General features: G+C 61.3%; 12 protein-coding genes. 3 read left to right on the forward strand and 9 right to left on the reverse strand.

Annotated elements, in window-relative coordinates:
- Position 1: 1 nt before the first annotated feature.
- From AT302_RS12140 to AT302_RS12180, 9 genes are all read right to left on the reverse strand, one after another.
- Entirely contained in the window at positions 2-1351 is a 1350-nt protein-coding gene (locus AT302_RS12140) for a DUF1214 domain-containing protein (RefSeq protein ID WP_218918999.1), read from the reverse strand.
- 50 nt (positions 1352-1401) lie between these two features.
- Complete coding sequence (locus AT302_RS12145; protein WP_237172136.1) at positions 1402-5124, reverse strand: autotransporter outer membrane beta-barrel domain-containing protein; 3723 nt, start codon at positions 5122-5124, stop codon at positions 1402-1404.
- A gap of 132 nt (positions 5125-5256) precedes the next feature.
- Positions 5257-6870, reverse strand: a complete 1614-nt coding sequence (locus AT302_RS12150; protein WP_058378670.1) for a PqiB family protein — start codon at positions 6868-6870, stop codon at positions 5257-5259.
- A 14-nt stretch (positions 6871-6884) separates the two neighbouring features.
- Complete coding sequence (locus AT302_RS12155) at positions 6885-7334, reverse strand: glycine zipper domain-containing protein (RefSeq protein ID WP_058378671.1); 450 nt, start codon at positions 7332-7334, stop codon at positions 6885-6887.
- A 32-nt stretch (positions 7335-7366) separates the two neighbouring features.
- Positions 7367-8398 (reverse strand): SphA family protein, encoded by a 1032-nt coding sequence (locus AT302_RS12160; protein ID WP_237172137.1) that lies wholly within the window; start codon positions 8396-8398, stop codon positions 7367-7369.
- A gap of 16 nt (positions 8399-8414) precedes the next feature.
- Positions 8415-11078 carry a fused MFS/spermidine synthase gene (locus AT302_RS12165; RefSeq protein WP_084656183.1) on the reverse strand — a complete coding sequence of 888 codons (2664 nt, stop codon included), beginning with the start codon at positions 11076-11078 and terminating at the stop codon, positions 8415-8417.
- A gap of 78 nt (positions 11079-11156) precedes the next feature.
- Positions 11157-12773, reverse strand: a complete 1617-nt coding sequence (locus AT302_RS12170; protein ID WP_058378672.1) for an arylsulfatase — start codon at positions 12771-12773, stop codon at positions 11157-11159.
- Between the two features lie 86 nt (positions 12774-12859).
- Positions 12860-13951 (reverse strand): HAD family hydrolase, encoded by a 1092-nt coding sequence (locus AT302_RS12175; protein ID WP_058378673.1) that lies wholly within the window; start codon positions 13949-13951, stop codon positions 12860-12862.
- A gap of 13 nt (positions 13952-13964) precedes the next feature.
- Positions 13965-15107, reverse strand: coding sequence for a formylglycine-generating enzyme family protein (locus AT302_RS12180; RefSeq protein WP_058378674.1), 1143 nt, complete (start codon positions 15105-15107; stop codon positions 13965-13967).
- A 342-nt stretch (positions 15108-15449) separates the two neighbouring features.
- Here AT302_RS12180 and AT302_RS12185 point away from each other — a divergent pair, with 342 nt between their 5' ends.
- The 3 genes from AT302_RS12185 to AT302_RS12195 are packed head-to-tail and all read left to right on the forward strand — an operon-like array spanning position 15450 to position 17969.
- The gene (locus tag AT302_RS12185; protein WP_058378675.1) at positions 15450-16412 is read left to right on the forward strand and encodes an AAA family ATPase; all 963 of its coding nucleotides are present in this window, start codon (positions 15450-15452) and stop codon (positions 16410-16412) included.
- Positions 16413-16449: 37 nt separating this feature from the next.
- A complete protein-coding gene (locus tag AT302_RS12190; RefSeq protein WP_058378676.1) occupies positions 16450-17466 on the forward strand; it encodes a DUF58 domain-containing protein in 1017 nt (338 codons plus the stop codon).
- Positions 17463-17969 (forward strand): DUF4381 domain-containing protein, encoded by a 507-nt coding sequence (locus tag AT302_RS12195; RefSeq protein WP_058378677.1) that lies wholly within the window; start codon positions 17463-17465, stop codon positions 17967-17969. The genes AT302_RS12190 and AT302_RS12195 overlap by 4 nt, the downstream gene beginning before the upstream one ends.
- Positions 17970-17998: the final 29 nt, after the last annotated feature.

Raw genomic sequence — 17998 nt, forward strand, 5'->3', positions numbered from 1 at the left:
CTTACTTGAGACGCTCCACCGGCGGTGGGGCCCACTGTCCTGCTTTGACAATTGCCTTGGGCACATACGCTCTGAACGTCAGCGAGAAGGGCTTGCCCGTTGCCGATGGCAACCAGTTCGACTCGGAAACGCCCGGTGGAAGCTTGGGGCCAATGCCGATTTTTAATGCGCCGTCGGGCTCAAATTTCAATGACGAGTCACTGTTGAAGTTGAATCGGTTGAGCGCGTTGGGAACAACTCGGAAGTCAGGGACGCCGACAAGGATCACCGACCAATACGCATCCACCACGGCGCTCGGGAGGTTGTCTTTCGCGAACGTGATGGTGTAGCTCTGACTGCCGTCGAGCAGTTGTTCGCTGGCGTCGCGGCTCGCCACAAAATAGACGACTTCGCTCGCGACATTGCCCCAGATTCCCGCGTAGTCGACCACCGTGCGCATCCGATAATCGCGCCCGTAGTTGCCTGCACCCGCGCCGCCGACCCAATGGTTTCGGTAAGGCGCACTCTTGGTCAGCGAAAATTCCTTGAAATCCGGCACGACCGTCTTGTGTAGAAATGCATCGATCTCGCTACGCAGCGCCGGGTTCTTCGAAATCTTCGCCGAAATCAGTCTGACCTTTTGCTGCATTTCAGGGGCTGCCGGCGAGACGTCAAGGGCACTGGCAAGCACACGATCGACGTTTTCGAAAATCTCAACACCCAATAAATCCTGATTGGTGAATGAGGGAATCTTAATGGCCGGGGCGACAACCGGTTTCTTGATGACATCGATTTTGAATTTCTTCTGCAACGCAACGGCACCCGCCGAATCACGCTTCAACTCCACGCGGGCCAGCAGTTTGGCCTTCTTTCCATGAAGCTCAATTCGCGCGGCGTCTGAAGGTACTGCCGATGTTGCAGCGGGACTTACCAGCGCGAATTTGCCAAACGGTTTAGACGGGAAAGTGCGCTCGTTGATATTGACGATCACTTCGCCCCACTCGTCGAGGAGCTGTGCCGTGTAGTAGCGATCGCGTATTTCAGGAACTTCGAGGATGACGGTGCTCTTGTCGTCAACGGCCACCCACGCTTCCAGATAGGCGACGTCAAGATTGGGGTTCACGAAATCGGCCGACCCGAGCGGGTTGTATTTGATGACGTTGTACCCAGCCCCCGGTGCCCCGAGATCCTGATGCTCCTGACGAATCACCAGCATTCTGCCGAGCAGGTAGATGTAGGCCTCCGTGATGGTGTCTTTGCTGAGCGCGCTGTCGTGTATATCCTGCGCGAAAGACATGTGCGCAGGCAACATCCCGATCATGCCGGTCAGGTAAAGCCCCGACTTCAGCAACTTTCTTCTTCCTACGGTCATAGGTCATCTCCGATTGATGAGTACTCGCGAAACGTCGTAACGTCGACACATCACCATGTGTATTTCACGCCGGCCCGAACGGCGTATTGGTAATAGCTTTGTTGCCCCCACGAGCCAGACACGTTGGTCCATCCCGTCCAGCGCTTCCCCAGCAACGCATTGACGCCGATCTTGGCTTCGAAGCGGTCGCGGGGGTACATCGAACCTTGGGGCAATGAATTGAACGAAACCGAGCTGTCGGTCTCCGTGTGCCACCAGTTCAACGTGAGATAGGGTTGAATCTGACGGCCGTCGTCACGAACCCAGGTGCGATGCGTGCGAACGCCGAGCCGTGTGACCACGCCTGACGAATTGGCCCCGCTGATGCGGGTACCTGTGGGCTCTGTGAAGTCGTTCTCGTTGTAGGTGACGTAGATCACTTGCGCCTGTGGCTCGACGACCCAGTCTCCACGCAACGGGAAGGCATAGCCGGCCTCGCCCGAAATGGAAAAGCCGTGTGCGTTGTATCGGACACTGTCGAGCGTGTCGCCGTCGACCCTGTTGTTGAACCACCCGAACTGCGCCCAGGTGTCCACGTACGCGCCCAGTTTGTGTTCGTCGTTCTGATACCAAGTGCCGTAAGCGCCGAGGCTCCAGCCTTCGACTTTGCCTTGGGCGCGAGCAGAGTTGCCCTGCGCCGTGGCGTTACTGGTGGCGTTTCCGTAGCTCGCCATCGCGCCGACATGGACTCGGTCGGTTTCGCTCAGCAGTTTCCAGTCGGCGAACTCGACACCGCCGTGCAGCAGGAACGCGTTCGTGCGCACCCCGAAGATATCGCTCTTGCTGCGACTGCCTTCCCAGTTGCCCACGACGCGCAACCATCCCGATTTCGGGTTCTCTGACAATCCGTCCGCAGACATGGGCGCCTGATCGTTGGCGTATTGGGGCTCACCCAGCCGGTCGTGAAGACTATGCACGAACATTTGCCCGGCAAGACGCTGATTGGCGAGATACGCGGCCACTTCCGGGCGGTACAGCGGTTGTGGCGGGTCGGGGTCCGGCTCGCGGTCCGAGCGCAAATACCAGACGTTACCGCCGGAGCTATCCTCCGCACCGCGGAACAGCCGGTATTCGTAAGGTCCCGCGACGACGCGGCGATCGAGGGTGAAGGCACCGCCATCGCTGGCCGTCGGGGTCGTGTCGAGAATGTTGACCAAGGCGATGCCATTGCCCGTGGTCAAGGCGCCCATGCCGCCTGCGTTGTTCACGCGGATGCGCGTTGCACCCGCAGCGCCAGTGGCGGTTGAATCGACAACCAGCATGTCCGAACGACTGTTGGCGCCGCCTTCGTTGAGCACGGTGTTCAGGAAAAGACGCCCGCCGTTCGAGATGAACTTCCCGCCCCCATTTAAACCAGCCGTTTGCGCCCCCGTGATGACCAGAACATTGCCGACGGCACTGCCGCCGCCGGTCAAATCGATCGTGCCGCCGTTAGTGAACTGGGGCACCCCCAGCAACTGACCTTGCACCGCACCACCTGCCACGGGGCTGTTGACGCTCTGTCCCAGCGGTTGATAGGCGCCGCTGGCGTCAAAGGTCGTTACGCCGCTGGACGGTTGCGCTGCCAACACCAGCATCCCGGTATTGGTCACACTGTTGCCAGCGCCAGTGCCGAGATTCGAAGCAGCGACGCGCCAGGTATCCCGCACGCCCGAGCCCACGCTGTCTGAGAAGTTACGCAGTGTCCATAGGCCGCCATTGACGATCGAGGTTGTCGCGCCAGTCGCCGTGACAAGACCCGTCATTTGACCGTTGTTGCTGAGCGAGAAGCTCGTGCCCGTCATGCTGGTGTCGGCGCGCACGGCGACATCGCTCAGCGCTTGCAGGCCTCCCGTGTTCGTGACCGTCTGCGTCGCGCCGCTCACCTGAACGGCCGCACTGGTCCCCCAGCCCGCCGAGATTTCTGCCGCGTTGTTGACCGTGACACTGCCGCCCGCGGTTTGTGCATCGATGCCGGATGAGCCGGTGCCGATGGTGGTAATTGCCCCGGAATTGTCGATGGAGACCGTGCCTGCCGACGTCGCGTTCGCCCAGATACCTTGGCTACCGGTCGCGCCATTGGTCTGAATGGCGCCCTGATTGACGATGTTCTGCCCACCCGTGCCTGTCAGTGTTCGGATCCCTTGTTGCGCGTTCCCGCGAGCGACCAGTGTGCCGGTGCTGGTGACAAAGACATCGCCGTGCCCGGCACCACCCAGATACGCGTTGCTGGCAAGAATGGCAGCCCCCGACCCGTTGACGTCGATGAGCGGGCCACGGTTTTCGATGGTGACTTCCGCGCCCTGACTGAGCCCTTGTATGCCGAAGGCGCCCGAGCCGCTGCCATCGCCCGAGCCACCGTCTGCATGGGTAACGATGGTGCCTTGAGAGCGAATCGTCACCGTGCCGTCGATCGCACCGGTGGTGGCATAGATGCCGTTCGCATTGGAATTGAACGTCTCGATGCGGGCGCCCGTGTAGGTGATATCGACGTTGCCTGCCGAAGGGGAGTCGATTCGAATGCCGCCCGCACCGTTGCCGTGTGCTTCGATGGCACCGCTGTAATTGACGCTCGCGTGACCGCTGCCCGCACTGACGATGATGCCGTAGCCGCGCGCTGCCGTCGGGCTTCCGTTCACGAGAATGTTGCCCGAACCGGTGACGGCAACATTGCCCGTCCCTTGAGAGAGCACATAAATGGCACGCGCACCGGCATCGTCCGATGTTGACCCGACCGTCAACTGGCCTTGGTTGTCCACCGATACATTGCCATTGGCCGTCGTTCCGTTACTCACGTAAATGCCGTGTCCGCCGCCGCCGGTTGTCGTAATTGCCCCGGTGTTCGACACCGTCACACTCCCGCCGGGCGAACTGGCGCGAATGCCGAAGCCGTTGACGCCGTCCGCCGTGAGCGTGCCGCTATTTCGGATTACGACATCGCCTGTGGTCGCCTCGGAAAACAAACCAAAGGCGTTGCGCCCGATCGCCTGGACGTTAGCCGCATTGTCGATAAGACTGGCACCGTCAACCACGCGGGTATGTACGCCCGCATGGTTGCCCTGCGATGACGTGGCGGTGTTATCGACAATAAACGTCACACCACTGCCGATCTGGGCGGTCGCCGTGCCGGTTCCCGTCGCCTTGATCCAGACGCCGTTGCCACCGACTACGGAAACGGTCCCCGCGCCGCTATGAATGACCGAAGCGTCACCGCCGCCGCTGGCATTGATGTCGAGGCCATCATGCTCGTTACCGATGACTTGATTCGTGATGTTCAACGTCGTACCGGCGCTGATGGAAATCAATGATTTGCCACTTGTCGCGTTGGCGATGGCAACGGTATCTAGCGCCGAGCCCGACGCAACGATGGAATTGACGCCCGCATCGAACGAGATCGTGGCGTTGGAGGGTGGGGCAGTCCCGCCGGGATTGGTGATTTGCACGTAAACACCATTCACGGCCGTGGGGGGCGCCGTCGAAATGGACGTCCCGCTGACGCTTACCGTCGCGTTCGCGCCAACGCCTGTGGCGCGCAGTACGTGCCCGGCAGACGTGGAAAACACGGTTCCCGGTTGGGTGGACAACGACGCGTCGTTGCCGGCAGCGGGTTGGCAGAAGTATCCATTCGCGTACTGCCCCACCGGAACCGCGCCACAAAGCGCTGTTTGCGCATGCACGTCGTCAGCGCCTAGCAAGATCGCGATGGCATTGGATATGGCGAGCGCGGAGAGGGCTCCCGGAGCTGTTGCTTTCACAGGGAGGGATCGCTCAGTCCGGGGTGGTTGCATCCCTATCTCATTTTACTAATTTAATAGTAATTAGAATTACTAATCATGATTTGTATTCGATTTTATTCAGATAAATCCGGCTGCGGAAACATCGGAGAGTCACTGCTGCGGATCTACCGGCTTCCCCCGTATCAGCGCTTCCGGATGAAGCTGGAGGTATTCCGCAAGGACATTCAGCGACCGCAGCGTTTGATTGAGCTCTTTCATGGCGCCACGTACGTCCTGTTGCATGGGCGCGTCTTCGGAGAGCGTTCGCTCGGCGGTGCCAAACGTTTTCTTGGCTTCGCCTAGCGCAGACTTCGCTTCGGGGGCGATCTCAGAATCCAGTTGTTTGAACAAGCCCTGCGCGCTCTCCATGGTCTTGTCGAGCTTGCGTAGCGAGTTGTCGAGATTCTGGCCGATGGTGTCGAACGGAATCTTGTTGAGCTTCGCGGCGATATCGGCGACCTGTAGCTGCAACTGGTCCAGCGTATTGGGCACCGTCGGGATCGTGACTTCGCCGTCAATTTCTGTCGCCTCAGCTCGTGCTGCGTTCGGGAAGAAGTCCAGCGCAATGTAGAGCTGTCCGGTCAGCAAATTGCCGGTTCTGAGTTGCCCGCGCAGACCATGCGCAATCAGCGCAGTGAATATTTCCCGTCGCTCGTGCCGTTCGACCGGCAATTTGCCCGTCGCATCGCGCCGCCGCAAGCGCTCCGGATAGACGAGTACCGTCACCGGCATGACCAGACTCTTGTTCTTCGCATCGAACTCGACACCAATGGCCGTGACTTCGCCCAGCGTGATCCCCCGGAAATCGATGGGGGCGCCGACCGACAGCCCGCGCAACGATTGCGAAAAGCGAAACACCGCGCGTACGGGTTCCGCATCGGGAATCTTCATGGCGCTCGCTTCGTCTTCGGCGAGGAAGAACGCCTGATCGGGTTTGGCCATGACCCCGGCGCCGCTGTCCGCCGGCGCCTGAAACGCAATGCCGCCGATGACGACCGACGCGAGCGATTGGGTGTTCACCTGAAAGCCACTCGAATCCAGCCGCAGGTTGATGCCGCTGGCATGCCAGAAGCGTGTGTTGCTGCCGACGTATTGATCGAAAGGTGCACGGACGAAGACACGCAGCGTGACGCCTTTGCCATCGGCATCGAGCTTGTACGTTTCAACTTGCCCCACCTGAATGCGGCGGAAGTAGAGGGGCGACCCGGTGTCCAGCGATCCGATCTCTGCACTGTGTAAGACGAACGATTTCCCCGCTTGGCCGCTGGAGACGACTGGGGGCACTTCCAGCCCGACGAAGTGGGTTGCGACGTCGCGCGATTTCCCGGCGTCCGCGCCGATGTATGCGCCCGAGAGCAGCGTGGAGAGGCCGGACACGCTCCCACCGGCAATGCGTGGACGCACCACCCACCACGTCGACCCCCGGGTGGCAAATCGCTTCGCGTTCTTCGTCAGATCGACGGTGACGTGCACCGAGGCAAGATCAGGGGAAAGCTCGATATCCTTGACGACACCGATATCGACTTCCTTGAATTTGACCTTGGTCTTGCCCGCCTCAAGACCGTCGGCGCTCTTGAACTCGATGGTGACCGTCGGCCCCCGGTCGAGGATCGATCGCGCAACCAGCGTCAGACCGATCACGGCAGCGACCAGCGGTACCAGCCAGACGAGCGACAACGTCCAGCGCTTGCGCGGCTCGATACGCGGCGCGGGGAGCGGTGTCATTGAATCCGGCGGGCTCACTTGACCGTGTATCCACGGCCCTCCATGCACGCGCCATAGGCATGCCAGTAGCTGGTCATCTGCGAGTTTTGGTTGTTTTGTGCGGCCTGTGCCTGCGCCGCATGCTGCCGTCGTGAACGCACACCACCGGCAACGGCGCCCGCTGTGGCGCCGACGGCAGCCCCGTGTCCGGGGTCATCGTGCGCGACGTCGCCGATGATGGCACCGGCGGCCGCGCCGCGTGCCGCACCGCCGACGCGTGCGCCCGTCGGGCCCTGCGGCGGCGGTGCCTGCTGCGCCACCACGGCCGGGTCGACGCCGGTGTTCTGTTTGGCCCACGCGTAGCACGCGCCATCGTCGCTACTCTGTTTTTCAGCGCTCTGGCCGTGGGCGGGATAGATCGCGGGCTTCTGGGCAAACGCAAGCCCTGACATGATCAGGCCTGCACACAAGATGACGGATCGCATGAGTACCTCCCGTTTCGGGGAAAGGGAATACATCAGAAAATGAGCGTCGCCGTGGCCATGAACGTGGCCGTGCTCTTCAGGCGATTGGTGCTGCTCACGGTAGGCACCCATCGAGCAGAAAAGGACAACGGATGCTTGCCGTCGAGTTTGGTGTCGTAGGTCACGATCGGGCCGAGGGCAATGTCGTGCCCGCGAAAGCCGTTCAACTGGTCGGCAGTCGGTCCGCTGTCGCTGCCCAACTGCTGGACCGTGCCGACGATCAGCCCAACACCCAACCCGTTCGCAAATCGCTTGAGCCCCATGACATCGAGCGTGAACAACGGGGCGTTCTGGTAATTCGTGGCGGTGTTGCGGGTGTAAAACTGAACGCCAGCGACCACATCGAATTCGAGATCGTAGGCAGGAAGAATCTTGGTGTAAGCGACTTGCGGAATGAATGTCCAGTTGTTCAGGCTGGGGTTGGCGAGCGCGTTGGGATCGTAGCGGCCCGTCGGCGCCCAGACGTTGACCGAGAACGCAATGTGCTCCGTCTTCGAAAAGTGATAGCCGGCAATCAGCGGCGTGAAGCTGATATCGAAAAGGTTGGACGCATTCTGCGACGTCGTAGCGCTTCTTCGGTCGGTGCCGAGCGTCGCGGAGACCTTCGTCCACACATAGGGCAAGGTGAAGCTAGAAGCGAAATTCCAGTTTCCGGTGCCCGTGTCCCACGTCTTCAGGATGGTCGCGAGGGTGAAGGCAATCTCACCATCGAGGCCGAGCGACGTCTTGCCCGCCACCGGCACCGACTTGCTGCCGCCGATGCTGCCGTCAAAGTAGATCTCGGCAAAATTGACGGCCACCATCGGCGTGGGCGAAACGACGCCGGCGTCTGGCTGCACCGTCGCGCCGCTGATCGGTCGGCCCAAGCCGCCTTCCGTTGCCCACGCGGCGGTGCCGGACAGCGCCGACGTTGCCGCTCCGATGACAAGTGCCGCCAGCCGCGCGCGTTTGCGAAGGCGGGGGTGCCGTTCCGAAAACCCAGCAAATCCAGTCATACCGATGGCGTCGAGACAACGAGGGCTCATGGGGTCCTCTTCCGTGTCATTGCGTGATGGGACGGGATGCCCGCTGCGGCGCACTTTGCGAAGCGCTCGTTGGCCGGGACGCGACAAACCAGTTGAAGTACGGGTTGTTTGCTTCGAGCGACAACGCCTGATCGAACCGCGCCCGCCACGTCGATCGGTCGCCGGACATGGCCGCCAGCGACGCACGATAAAACGCCTGCAATGCAGCACGCGATCGGGTGTAATCCGCGTCAAGTTCAGGCGACGCCCCCACGATCGGTGGCTTGCCCTGTAGCGCCAGCAGGTGTTCAAGCGTGTTCGGAAACGCGCCTGATCGAACCCAAGGCGCGTACTCGATGCTGGGACGGTCGTCGGTCACCGGGGCGGTGTCCTCGACGTAATACGCCAGCCCTGCACGGTCCGTCACCCACGTCGCGAGCAATGCGCCTGCCGAACCGATGCCGACCTCGCGCAGGGCACGGCTGACTTGCGGTTGCGCATAACGACGCGAAATCGATCCGGCGTCCAGTACCTGAGGTTGCATCGACCCCACCAACAACATCTCGTGAAGCTCCGTGGTCCAGAGACTGGCGTTCGGGAACACCTTGATGAAGCTCGCGATCAGCGCTTTGGTATCCGCTTCGTTCTGCGTTGGGAGCGGCAACCACTGGGCCACCATCCCGCCCGTTGTGAGGCGCTGCGCTGCCAGATGGTAGAAGTCTGTCGAATAAAGGTTCGCGACGCCTGCCGCGCTCGGCGGTGGCGGCTCGAGCGTAATCAAATCGAACTGCCGTTCGTTGGCGAGGAGGGCACGCCGTCCGTCCGTGACCCGGATTCGCATGCGCGGATCGGACGTGACGCCGTAGTTGCCCTGAAATTGCGCGGCAGCCTGCACGACGGCGGGAAGCAGTTCGGCGGTTTCTCTGCGGACCAACCCCGGGTATTGCAGCAGTGCCCCTGCTGTAATGCCGGTGCCCAAGCCGATGACCATCGCGCTCTTCGGTTCGCCGTTCGAGATGATCAGCGGCAGCAGCGCTTGCAATCGCATGTAACGAAGCGACGTCATCGTGTCGCCCGAATTCGAAACGCCCTGAATGTACAAGCGATTGAAGGTGTGCGAAGTCGATGCCTGCCGGAGTACGGTGACCGTTGCGCCTTGCGCCTCCTTGTACAGCACCACGTCGCCGCCGCGCGCATTGGCGAGCAAGCTGGCGAATCGGTCAGCGGGCGTCAGCAGTGCTGTTGCCGCAGCGAGCACGCCAAGTGCCACAACGATGACGCGTGCCCGTGTGTCAGCCGGACGGCGCACAACAACAATGAGCGCCGTTATCGCCGCACCACCCGCCAGCACGGCGAGCGTGCGGACCAGACCTAACGTGGGAATTAACCAGAATCCGGTCACCAGCGTTCCGACGATGCCGCCCACGGTATTAAGCGCGATCAGTCGGCCTGCGTTCTGGCCGATATGCCCTTCGTTCGTTGCCATGCGAAGCGCGTAGGGAAACGCGGCGCCCAGAAACAGCGTGGGAATGAACACGACACCACCACTGGCCACGAGAAAGCGTGCGCACATGGCGACGGTCTCGCTGCGCGAGAGCTGGAGCGTCACGTGCGCAACGTCGGCCTGAAGTCCGAAGATCCAGTCACCCAGCAGGAAGGTCATGACCACGGCGGACGCCGCGGATGCCGCGATGAGAGTCGCGAAGGTACCCCATACGTCGCGGCAACGCGCCACATGGCGCGACACCAGCGAGCTGCCAAGGGCGATGCCCGACAGATAGGTCGCCAACACGACAGCAAACGCGAACGCCCGCGTGCTGACGAACTGCACCAGCGCTTGCGACCAGAACACCTCGTAACCGAGTGCGATGCCCCCGGCGACGGCGTAAATCGACAGGGCAAACCGTGCCGGCGTTGCGGGAGCGGCATGTGGCGCGGTATCGCCAGCGACCGCGATGCTCGGGTCAATCGTTTCTTGTGGCACAGGTGCCCGGTCGGCACGGCGCTGCACGGCCAACGCGAGCAGAGCAATTAAAAGGTTGAGCGCAGCGGCGACGCGCGCGCTGCCCTGAATGCCGAACTCGGGCATCAACAGGAACGGCACCGTGAGAACGCCGAGCACGGCGCCAGCCGTATTCGCCGCATAAAGCTTTCCGCCGATGACTCCCGCCAGCGCGCCACTCGCCGGACGGCAGGCGCGAAGCAATACCGGCACGGTGCCACCCATGAAAATCGCAGGCACACCGACGAGCACGAAGGGCAGACACCACGCGAGCGCTCCGGTTCGTGCCTCGAGCCAGACAAACCACGGCGCTGCGATGGCCATCAGCGCGGTGCTGACGACAGCACTCACCGCCACACAGGCTTCCAGCGCTGCATAGAGCTTCCACGGCTGGCCAGCCGCATCGACCTTTCGTCCGAAGTACCAGCTTCCGACGGCCAGTCCACCAAAAAATGCGCTCACTGCGATGGAAATTGCGTGCACTTCTACACCGACGATCAACGACAGTTGCTTGATCCACAGCATCTGAAAGACCAGCCCCGCTGCACCGGAAAGCACCAGCAGACACGCTGCCGAGCGTAAATAAGGGATGCGTTCGGGCACCGCGTCAACGGGCAGATTTACGGCTTCGCTGGCGGGCTCGCCGCTCGCTTTGGCAGGTTGGATGGAAGGCAACGTCGACAAGTCAGTGGTGGGCATGGGAAGACATTCCAGTTCTGCTCAACCGTGCCGGACGCGGGGTCGCGCCGGCACGGTATGCGCTACACGGACTGCGGGTTATTCAAGCCCGCGCTTCTTGAACGACTCGTCAATCTTCTTGTTGACCTGCTTACGGACCTGATCAACGCTGAAGCTGGCAGGGCGCTGACTCGGCGGATACGCCACGAACGTCTGAAGGAATTCGGATGACTTCATCGTCGCAATCGCCGTCAGATAAGCGTTCTTGGCCAGCCAATCGTTGTATTGATCGGAGGTGATGTCCGCTCGCTCATAGGGGTCCATGCGCAGGTTGAATATCTTCGGCAGCCGCAGGCAGGTGAATGGCTCCTGCCAGATATTCAGATTGCCCGGCGCCCGCTGCTCGCAGAAAACGGCCTTGAAGTCGCCAAACCGCATGGCAACCAGCTCGCCGTCGTCATTGAAGTAGTAGAAGTCGTCGCGTGCGCCTTTGGGGGTCTTGCCGGTCAGGTACGGCAACTGGTTATACCCGTCGAGGTGGACCTTGAAGTTCGTCTTGCCGCCCTTGGGTGTCCAGCCTTTCAGCAAGCGATCCTTCACGCCGGTGTCGCCAGCCGCAGCCAGCAGCGTGGGGAACCAGTCGAGACCCGAGAAGATGTCGTTGGACACGGTGCCCGGCTTGATCTTGCCCGGCCATCGGATCATTGCCGGCACCCGGAATGCGCCTTCCCAGTTCGAGTCCTTCTCGCTGCGGAACGGTGTCATTGCGGCGTCAGGCCACGACCACATGTTCGGACCGTTGTCCGTCGTGTAGATCACGATCGTGTTGTCCGCGATCTTCAGATCGTCCACGAGCTTCAGCAGCTTGCCGACGTCCTGATCGTGTTCCCACATGCCATCGGCATATTCGTTACCGGGCATCCCGCTCTTGCCCTTGAACTCCGGCCGCACGTGCGTGTAGACGTGCATGCGCGTGAAGTTCATCCAGACAAAGAACGGCTTGCCGGCCTTGACCTGCTTCTGGATAAACTCGGCAGCCTTGCCTTCGGTCTCGTCGTCGATCGTCTCCATGCGCTTGCGATTGAGCGGCCCGACGTCCTGCACCTTGCCGTCCGACGTGCTATGGATGATGCCGCGCGGCGAGAAGTTCTTGACGTACGGATCGTTACGATCCTTCGGCCAATAGGGACGCTCAGGCTCTTCTTCGGCGTTCAGGTGATAGAGGTTGCCGAAGAACTCGTCAAACCCGTGGGCCGTCGGCAGATACTCGTTGCGGTCGCCCAGGTGATTCTTGCCGAACTGACCCGTGGCGTATCCGAGCGGCTTGAGCGCTTCGGCGATAGTGACATCGCCTTTTTGCAACCCGACCGACGCACCTGGTGCGCCCACTTTCGACAACCCGGTGCGCAATGGCGTTTGTCCGGTAATGAACGACGACCGGCCGGCAGTACAGCTGTTCTCCGCGTAGTAGTCGGTGAACATCATGCCTTCCTTGGCGATCCGGTCGATGTTCGGTGTCCGATAGCCGACCAGCCCCTGGGTATAGGCACTGATGTTCGACTGCCCGATATCGTCACCAAATATCACCAGAATATTCGGGGGTTTCGCCCCGTTTTGTGCCGGTGCATCACCGGGCACCACCAGCACGTACGCAGCGGTAAGTGTCACCACTGCGGTACTGGAAAGGCTCAAGAGCCGCTTGACGGAAAACCGCATTGTTACCTCCTGGCAACGAAAGTCGAAGGTTCAGCACGGGACGCTGCGATGGTGAATCGCATAGCCTCGTGGCCGGTGGTGCACGTTCACTTTGGGTGATCGGAGGGCGCTGAAGGCGGCGCGAAAATCTCGCGCCAGTCATCTTTCATGCTGACGACGGTCCAACCGCGTTTGATTGCCTCGTCCCATGCGCGGTCGAGCTTGCCGACCTGCGATTTGCGGTCATAGGCATATTCACGCGCGGCGTCGTCGTGATGAATGAGGATGGCGAGGCGAGGCCCGACGCCACGGGTGGTGTATTCGAGCATCTGGAGGTCGCCGTCTGAGTTGCCGACGGCAAGAATCGGTTGGCGGCCGATACTGCGATAGATAGCGACCGGCTTGCCGGGACCGTCGTCGACAAAGTCCACCTTGGGCTCGCGCACCAACTGCGGTTGTCCATCGACGGAACTCAGCTTCAGCCCTTGAACGGTCCCAATCACTTGCTCAGGCGGGATGCCGTAAGCGCTCTCCGCCCAGGGGCGCATGAACTCGGTGTTCCCGCCCGACACGATGTAGGTCTTGAAGCCGTTGGCGCGCAAATACGCCAGCAATTCCTTTTGCGGCTGATACGTCAACTCGGTGAAGGGACGGGCGAAGCGGGGATGGCGAGCGTTGGCGAGCCACGTGCGAATGCGCACGTCGTAGTCGTCAACGCTCATGCCACTGTTGGCCGCCGCCAACAACTGGAGCAGCGGTTTCTGTTTATCTGCCAGCGCCGCGTGATCGCCCTTCATGAGCGGCGCAAACGCCGGGTTTTTCTGCCACTCGGGGTGCTTCGGTGCCTGCTCGCGCACCTGTTCGATCATGAAGAGAAACTGGAAATACAGCGGCTGTTCGCTCCAGAGCGTGCCGTCGTTGTCGAACACGGCAACGCGCAGATCGGGCGGCACGTAGGTCGCAGCGCCATACGTCGTGACGGAGGTGACAAAGCGGGTGATGGTGTCTTTTGCCGGTCCGTCGCGCCACGAAGGCAAGTCGGGGGCAGGGGCGGAAGCCACGGCAGCAGGCGCGGGCGATGTTGCCGCAGTGGTGACGCTGCCGGTCGAGCTGCATGCCGAGGCGGCAATGAGTAACGGCGCGCACAGGAGTGCGATGGCTCGGGAACGCCAGGCCCTGCGCATGATGGCTGCGCGCATTGTCGTCTCCTTCTCAGCGGCTTGAAAGCTGCGTTTTTGCCGAAGCGGCGCGCGACGCCTGCCAGGCGCCGTCGTCCATGACCAACCGGAACCCGAGGTGCGACATGCTGTTGAACGGATCGGTCCCTCGGCGTGCGCTGGGGCGATAGCTCATGCAGTAGGTCTCGTTGCAAAGGAAGGAGCCACCGCGTGTCACGCGCTTGGGTGCCTGCACCGGAACCCCCGGTTCGGCCGGGTCCCACGAGTCGGAAGGCCCCGCCGGATTGCTAACCAGCTTGCCCAGTGCAGCTTCGCGTCGGAATTGGTCCGCGCGATACCAGTCGGCGACCCATTGCCACGCATTGCCGGTCATATCGGACAAGCCGTATCCATTGGGCGGGAACGTGCCCACGGGGCTGGTGCCGATGGCGCCGCCCGCTTTCGCACTCACCACGGGGAAGGGTTGAGATTGTTCGCCCTGCCAGACGTTTGCCATCTGCTTGCCGTCGGGCGAGAACTGATCGCCCCACGCGTAGGTGGCTTGTTCAAGTCCGCCGCGCGCGGCAAATTCCCATTCGGCTTCGGTCGGCAGGCGCTTGCCCGCCCACTTGGCATAGGCCTGCGCATCCTCGTAGGACACCTGAACGACCGGATGATCGTCTTTGCCGGCGATGTCGCTGCCCGGTCCGCGCGGGTGCTTCCAGTCGGCACCGGGGACAAAACGCCACCAGCGCGAGTAGTCCTGCAAGGGCACCGGGCGGTCTGTGCCAACGAACACCATCGCCCCGGGAACCAAGGCACTGTCGGGGGGACGAGGGGTTCCCGGGGGTAATTGAACGCGCAGTGTTTCCCAGTCGGGCTTCTGCTCGGCAGTCGTGACGTACCCGGTGGCGTCGACAAAACGTCGGAATTGCGCATTCGTGACGTGATGCTGGTCCATCCAGAAACCGTGAATCTTCACCTTGTGTGCAGGCTTCTCATTGGGCTGCGCCATGCGGCTGTCGCTGCCCATCAGGAAATCACCGCCGGGTACCCATGCCATCTGCGTGGGTCCTCGCACGCCGTCGCCAAGGACGATGGCAACGTGCGCGGCGCCCGACGTGTCTTGACGGCCTACCGCCCACGAGACGGCGGCGCCTGCCGCGATCGACGCGCCCAAGGCGGCACCCGACCACATCAGGAATTTTCGTCGTGCGGGGACGGCGTGCTTCGACGCGTCCGTCAGTGCCGCGCTGTCATTTCTGTCCGACGTCTTGCGACTCTTTTGCCTGGCCATGATGCACTCCGTACTGATGAGTCAGTCACAAAAAACAAGGTGACGCCGAATTGAATTTGATGAATACATTCACGCTGCCGATGCGTCGCAGATTATCTGCAATTCAAAACGCATTCAATAACAACTTCGAAATATTTCAATTTATTTGACTGATGAATCATCTATCGCTTAGTGTCTGTCCTGCCATTGCCATTAATGACGTGCATTACTCAGTACTTATTAGTAATTTAAATTACTTTAATTATGCGCGAATCCATTATTGAGCTTGAAAGAAATATCGCCAGAACCGTTATCGGACAAGACGACGTGGTCCGGCAGATCCTGATTGCGTTACTCGCTGACGGGCATGTATTACTCGAGAGCCTGCCCGGGCTGGCGAAAACGCGGACGGTCAAGGCCATCGCGGCAGGTCTGGCGGCGACGATGCGCCGTATTCAGTTCACGCCGGATCTGCTGCCGTCGGATATCACGGGTGGGGAGACATTGCTGCAAAGCGGCAATGATCGCGTTCTGCGGTTCCAACCCGGCCCGATATTCGGAAATCTCATCCTTGCCGACGAAATCAATCGCGCCCCGGCAAAGGTGCAATCGGCGTTACTGGAAGCCATGGAAGAGCGTCAGGTATCCGTCGCGGGCACGACGCACCCGATGGAAAAGCTTTTTATGGTGATGGCGACACAGAATCCGATTGAACAAGAAGGCACCTATCCGTTGCCGGAAGCCCAAATGGATCGGTTTCTATTGAAAATTCAAATTACTTACCCTTCACCAAAAAGCGAAAAGGACATGCTCCGGATGCTTCGTCTGGAAGTCGCGAGTGAGGGGAGTGCGGTGGCAAATCCACTTTCGCAGGCCGATATCTTCGAAGCCCGGCAGGCGATTCAGGGCATTGAGGTGTCGCCCGCCATCGACGACTACATCGTCGCCTTGGTCGGTGCAACGCGTCATGGGCGAACCCTCGACGACGATCTGGCGCGGTGGATTGAGGTCGGAGCGAGCCCACGCGGCGCGATTGGTCTGGATCGCGCCAGCCGTGTTCACGCGTGGTTGGAAACACGCGACTTTGTGACACCCGACGATGTTCGTGCCGTTGTGCATCCGGTGTTACGGCATCGCCTCATCTTGTCTTACGAAGCCAATGCCGATGGCGTCGACGCCGACGCGGTGATCGATCGATTGGTGAAGAACACCCCGGTACCCGCCTGACACGCACTGCACGATCCATCTGCGGCAGGAGGCACGCATGCATCGGCCCGCATCGAACGATTCATCCCTGTCGGAAGCCCCCAATACCGTGATCGGAAGCGTTCACGTCGACGTGCCCTATCTGATGGGTTTCGAATGGCACGTGCGCGGCATGCGAATGACGGATCCGCTCCCGGTGAGAAGCGTCTTGTCGGGTGGGCATGCATCGCGCCTTCGCGGTCGCGGACTGAATTTCGACGAAATTCGCGCCTACGTGCCAGGCGACGACATCCGGCACATCGACTGGAAAGCGTCGATGCGATTGGGGCGGGCGCTGATACGCGCCTATACCGAAGAACGCGATCGCCCCGTGACGGTGGTGGTCGACCAACGCATCGGTATGCACTTTGGCTCGCGGCGTGCGTTCAAGTCGGTGGTAGCCGCCGAGGTTGCCGCCATGGCCGTGTGGATGGGTTTTTCGAACGGTGACCGGGTCGGTGGCATGGCGTTCGACGACGCGTCCATCGTGCGCGTGAAGTCTCTGCGAAGCCGCCGCAATATCGCTCGGTTGTTCGGCACGGTCGTCACGATGAACGGCCAACTGTGCGCCGACAGTCCTGCGCGCAGCAATTACCGGCAACTCAACGACGCATTGGGCCAGTTGCTGCATACGAGTCCCCATGACCACTTGATCGTGATCGCCAGCGATTTCGCGGGCGCCGATGAACACACGCAAGCGTTACTGCGGCAATTGCGAACGCACAACGATGTCGTGGCTGCATTGGTCTATGACCCGCTTTGGCAGCACGTTCAGAACCCGGCGACGCTGGTCGTGAGCGAAGGGCTGCTTCAGGTCGAGTTGCAGATCGAGCGTGAGCGAGTACGTGTCCCCGTGTCTGAATTCTTCAAGGGCCGCACCGCACAGGTCGCGGAACTGCTACGCCGCAGCAACGTGCCTTGGTTGCCGGTCTCGACGGCCGAACCCGCCATCGATCAGATACGCCATCTGCTCGGCGCACGCCGGCAATCGCATGCGGCACGTCGCGAACCCGTACACGCGGGGGGCGGCTTATGAGCACTTCCGCCCCGGTCGGTGATGGGATTCAGGAGCTCGCGCTTCCGCCCCAAGTGCCCTACACGCCGCAAACATGGGGGTGGGCGGCCTTTGCGGTCTGTCTGTTCGTGGTGCTGTTGGCCGTGCTATGGCGGAAATGGCGACGGTATCGGCGGAACCGGTATCGCCGCGCCGCACTCGCCGAACTCGACGCCCTCGGCGCACGCATGGCCTCGACAACGGTCCCCGCGCAGCGCCGTGAGTCGCTGGCCGCGCTGGCGGTCCTGCTCAAGCGCACGGCACTGGCCGCCTATCCGGCTGCACATGTTGGCACGCTGCAAGGCGACCAATGGATTGCCTTCCTTAACCAGACAAAGGGGAATTTCGACGGCGCGTCCGGACAGATTCTGACGCTGGCGTGTTACGCCCCGCAGAGCGCGACCGGCGCCTTGGCGCAGTCCGACATCGACACGCTGGTACATCACGCCGCGCAATGGATCCGTGATCACCATGTGGAAACTTGAGCTCCCGTGGTTCCTCTGCGCGTTACCGC

Origin of the sequence: Pandoraea norimbergensis, assembly GCF_001465545.3 — a bacterium.
Taxonomy (GTDB): Bacteria; Pseudomonadota; Gammaproteobacteria; order Burkholderiales; family Burkholderiaceae; genus Pandoraea; species Pandoraea norimbergensis.

Bases quoted from the DNA above. Each gene is read 5' to 3' on its own strand.
- AT302_RS12150 (WP_058378670.1), bottom strand. From the start codon at position 6,870: ATGACACCGCTCCCCGCGCCGCGTATCGAGCCGCGCAAGCGCTGGACG.
- AT302_RS12165 (WP_084656183.1), bottom strand. From the start codon at position 11,078: ATGCCCACCACTGACTTGTCGACGTTGCCTTCCATCCAACCTGCCAAA.
- AT302_RS12155 (WP_058378671.1), bottom strand. From the start codon at position 7,334: ATGCGATCCGTCATCTTGTGTGCAGGCCTGATCATGTCAGGGCTTGCG.
- AT302_RS12160 (WP_237172137.1), bottom strand. From the start codon at position 8,398: ATGAGCCCTCGTTGTCTCGACGCCATCGGTATGACTGGATTTGCTGGG.
- AT302_RS12190 (WP_058378676.1), top strand. From the start codon at position 16,450: ATGCATCGGCCCGCATCGAACGATTCATCCCTGTCGGAAGCCCCCAAT.
- AT302_RS12185 (WP_058378675.1), top strand. From the start codon at position 15,450: ATGCGCGAATCCATTATTGAGCTTGAAAGAAATATCGCCAGAACCGTT.
- AT302_RS12180 (WP_058378674.1), bottom strand. From the start codon at position 15,107: ATGTGGTCGGGTGCCGCCTTGGGCGCGTCGATCGCGGCAGGCGCCGCC.
- AT302_RS12175 (WP_058378673.1), bottom strand. From the start codon at position 13,951: ATGCGCGCAGCCATCATGCGCAGGGCCTGGCGTTCCCGAGCCATCGCA.
- AT302_RS12195 (WP_058378677.1), top strand. From the start codon at position 17,463: ATGAGCACTTCCGCCCCGGTCGGTGATGGGATTCAGGAGCTCGCGCTT.
- AT302_RS12140 (WP_218918999.1), bottom strand. From the start codon at position 1,351: ATGACCGTAGGAAGAAGAAAGTTGCTGAAGTCGGGGCTTTACCTGACC.
- AT302_RS12170 (WP_058378672.1), bottom strand. From the start codon at position 12,773: ATGCGGTTTTCCGTCAAGCGGCTCTTGAGCCTTTCCAGTACCGCAGTG.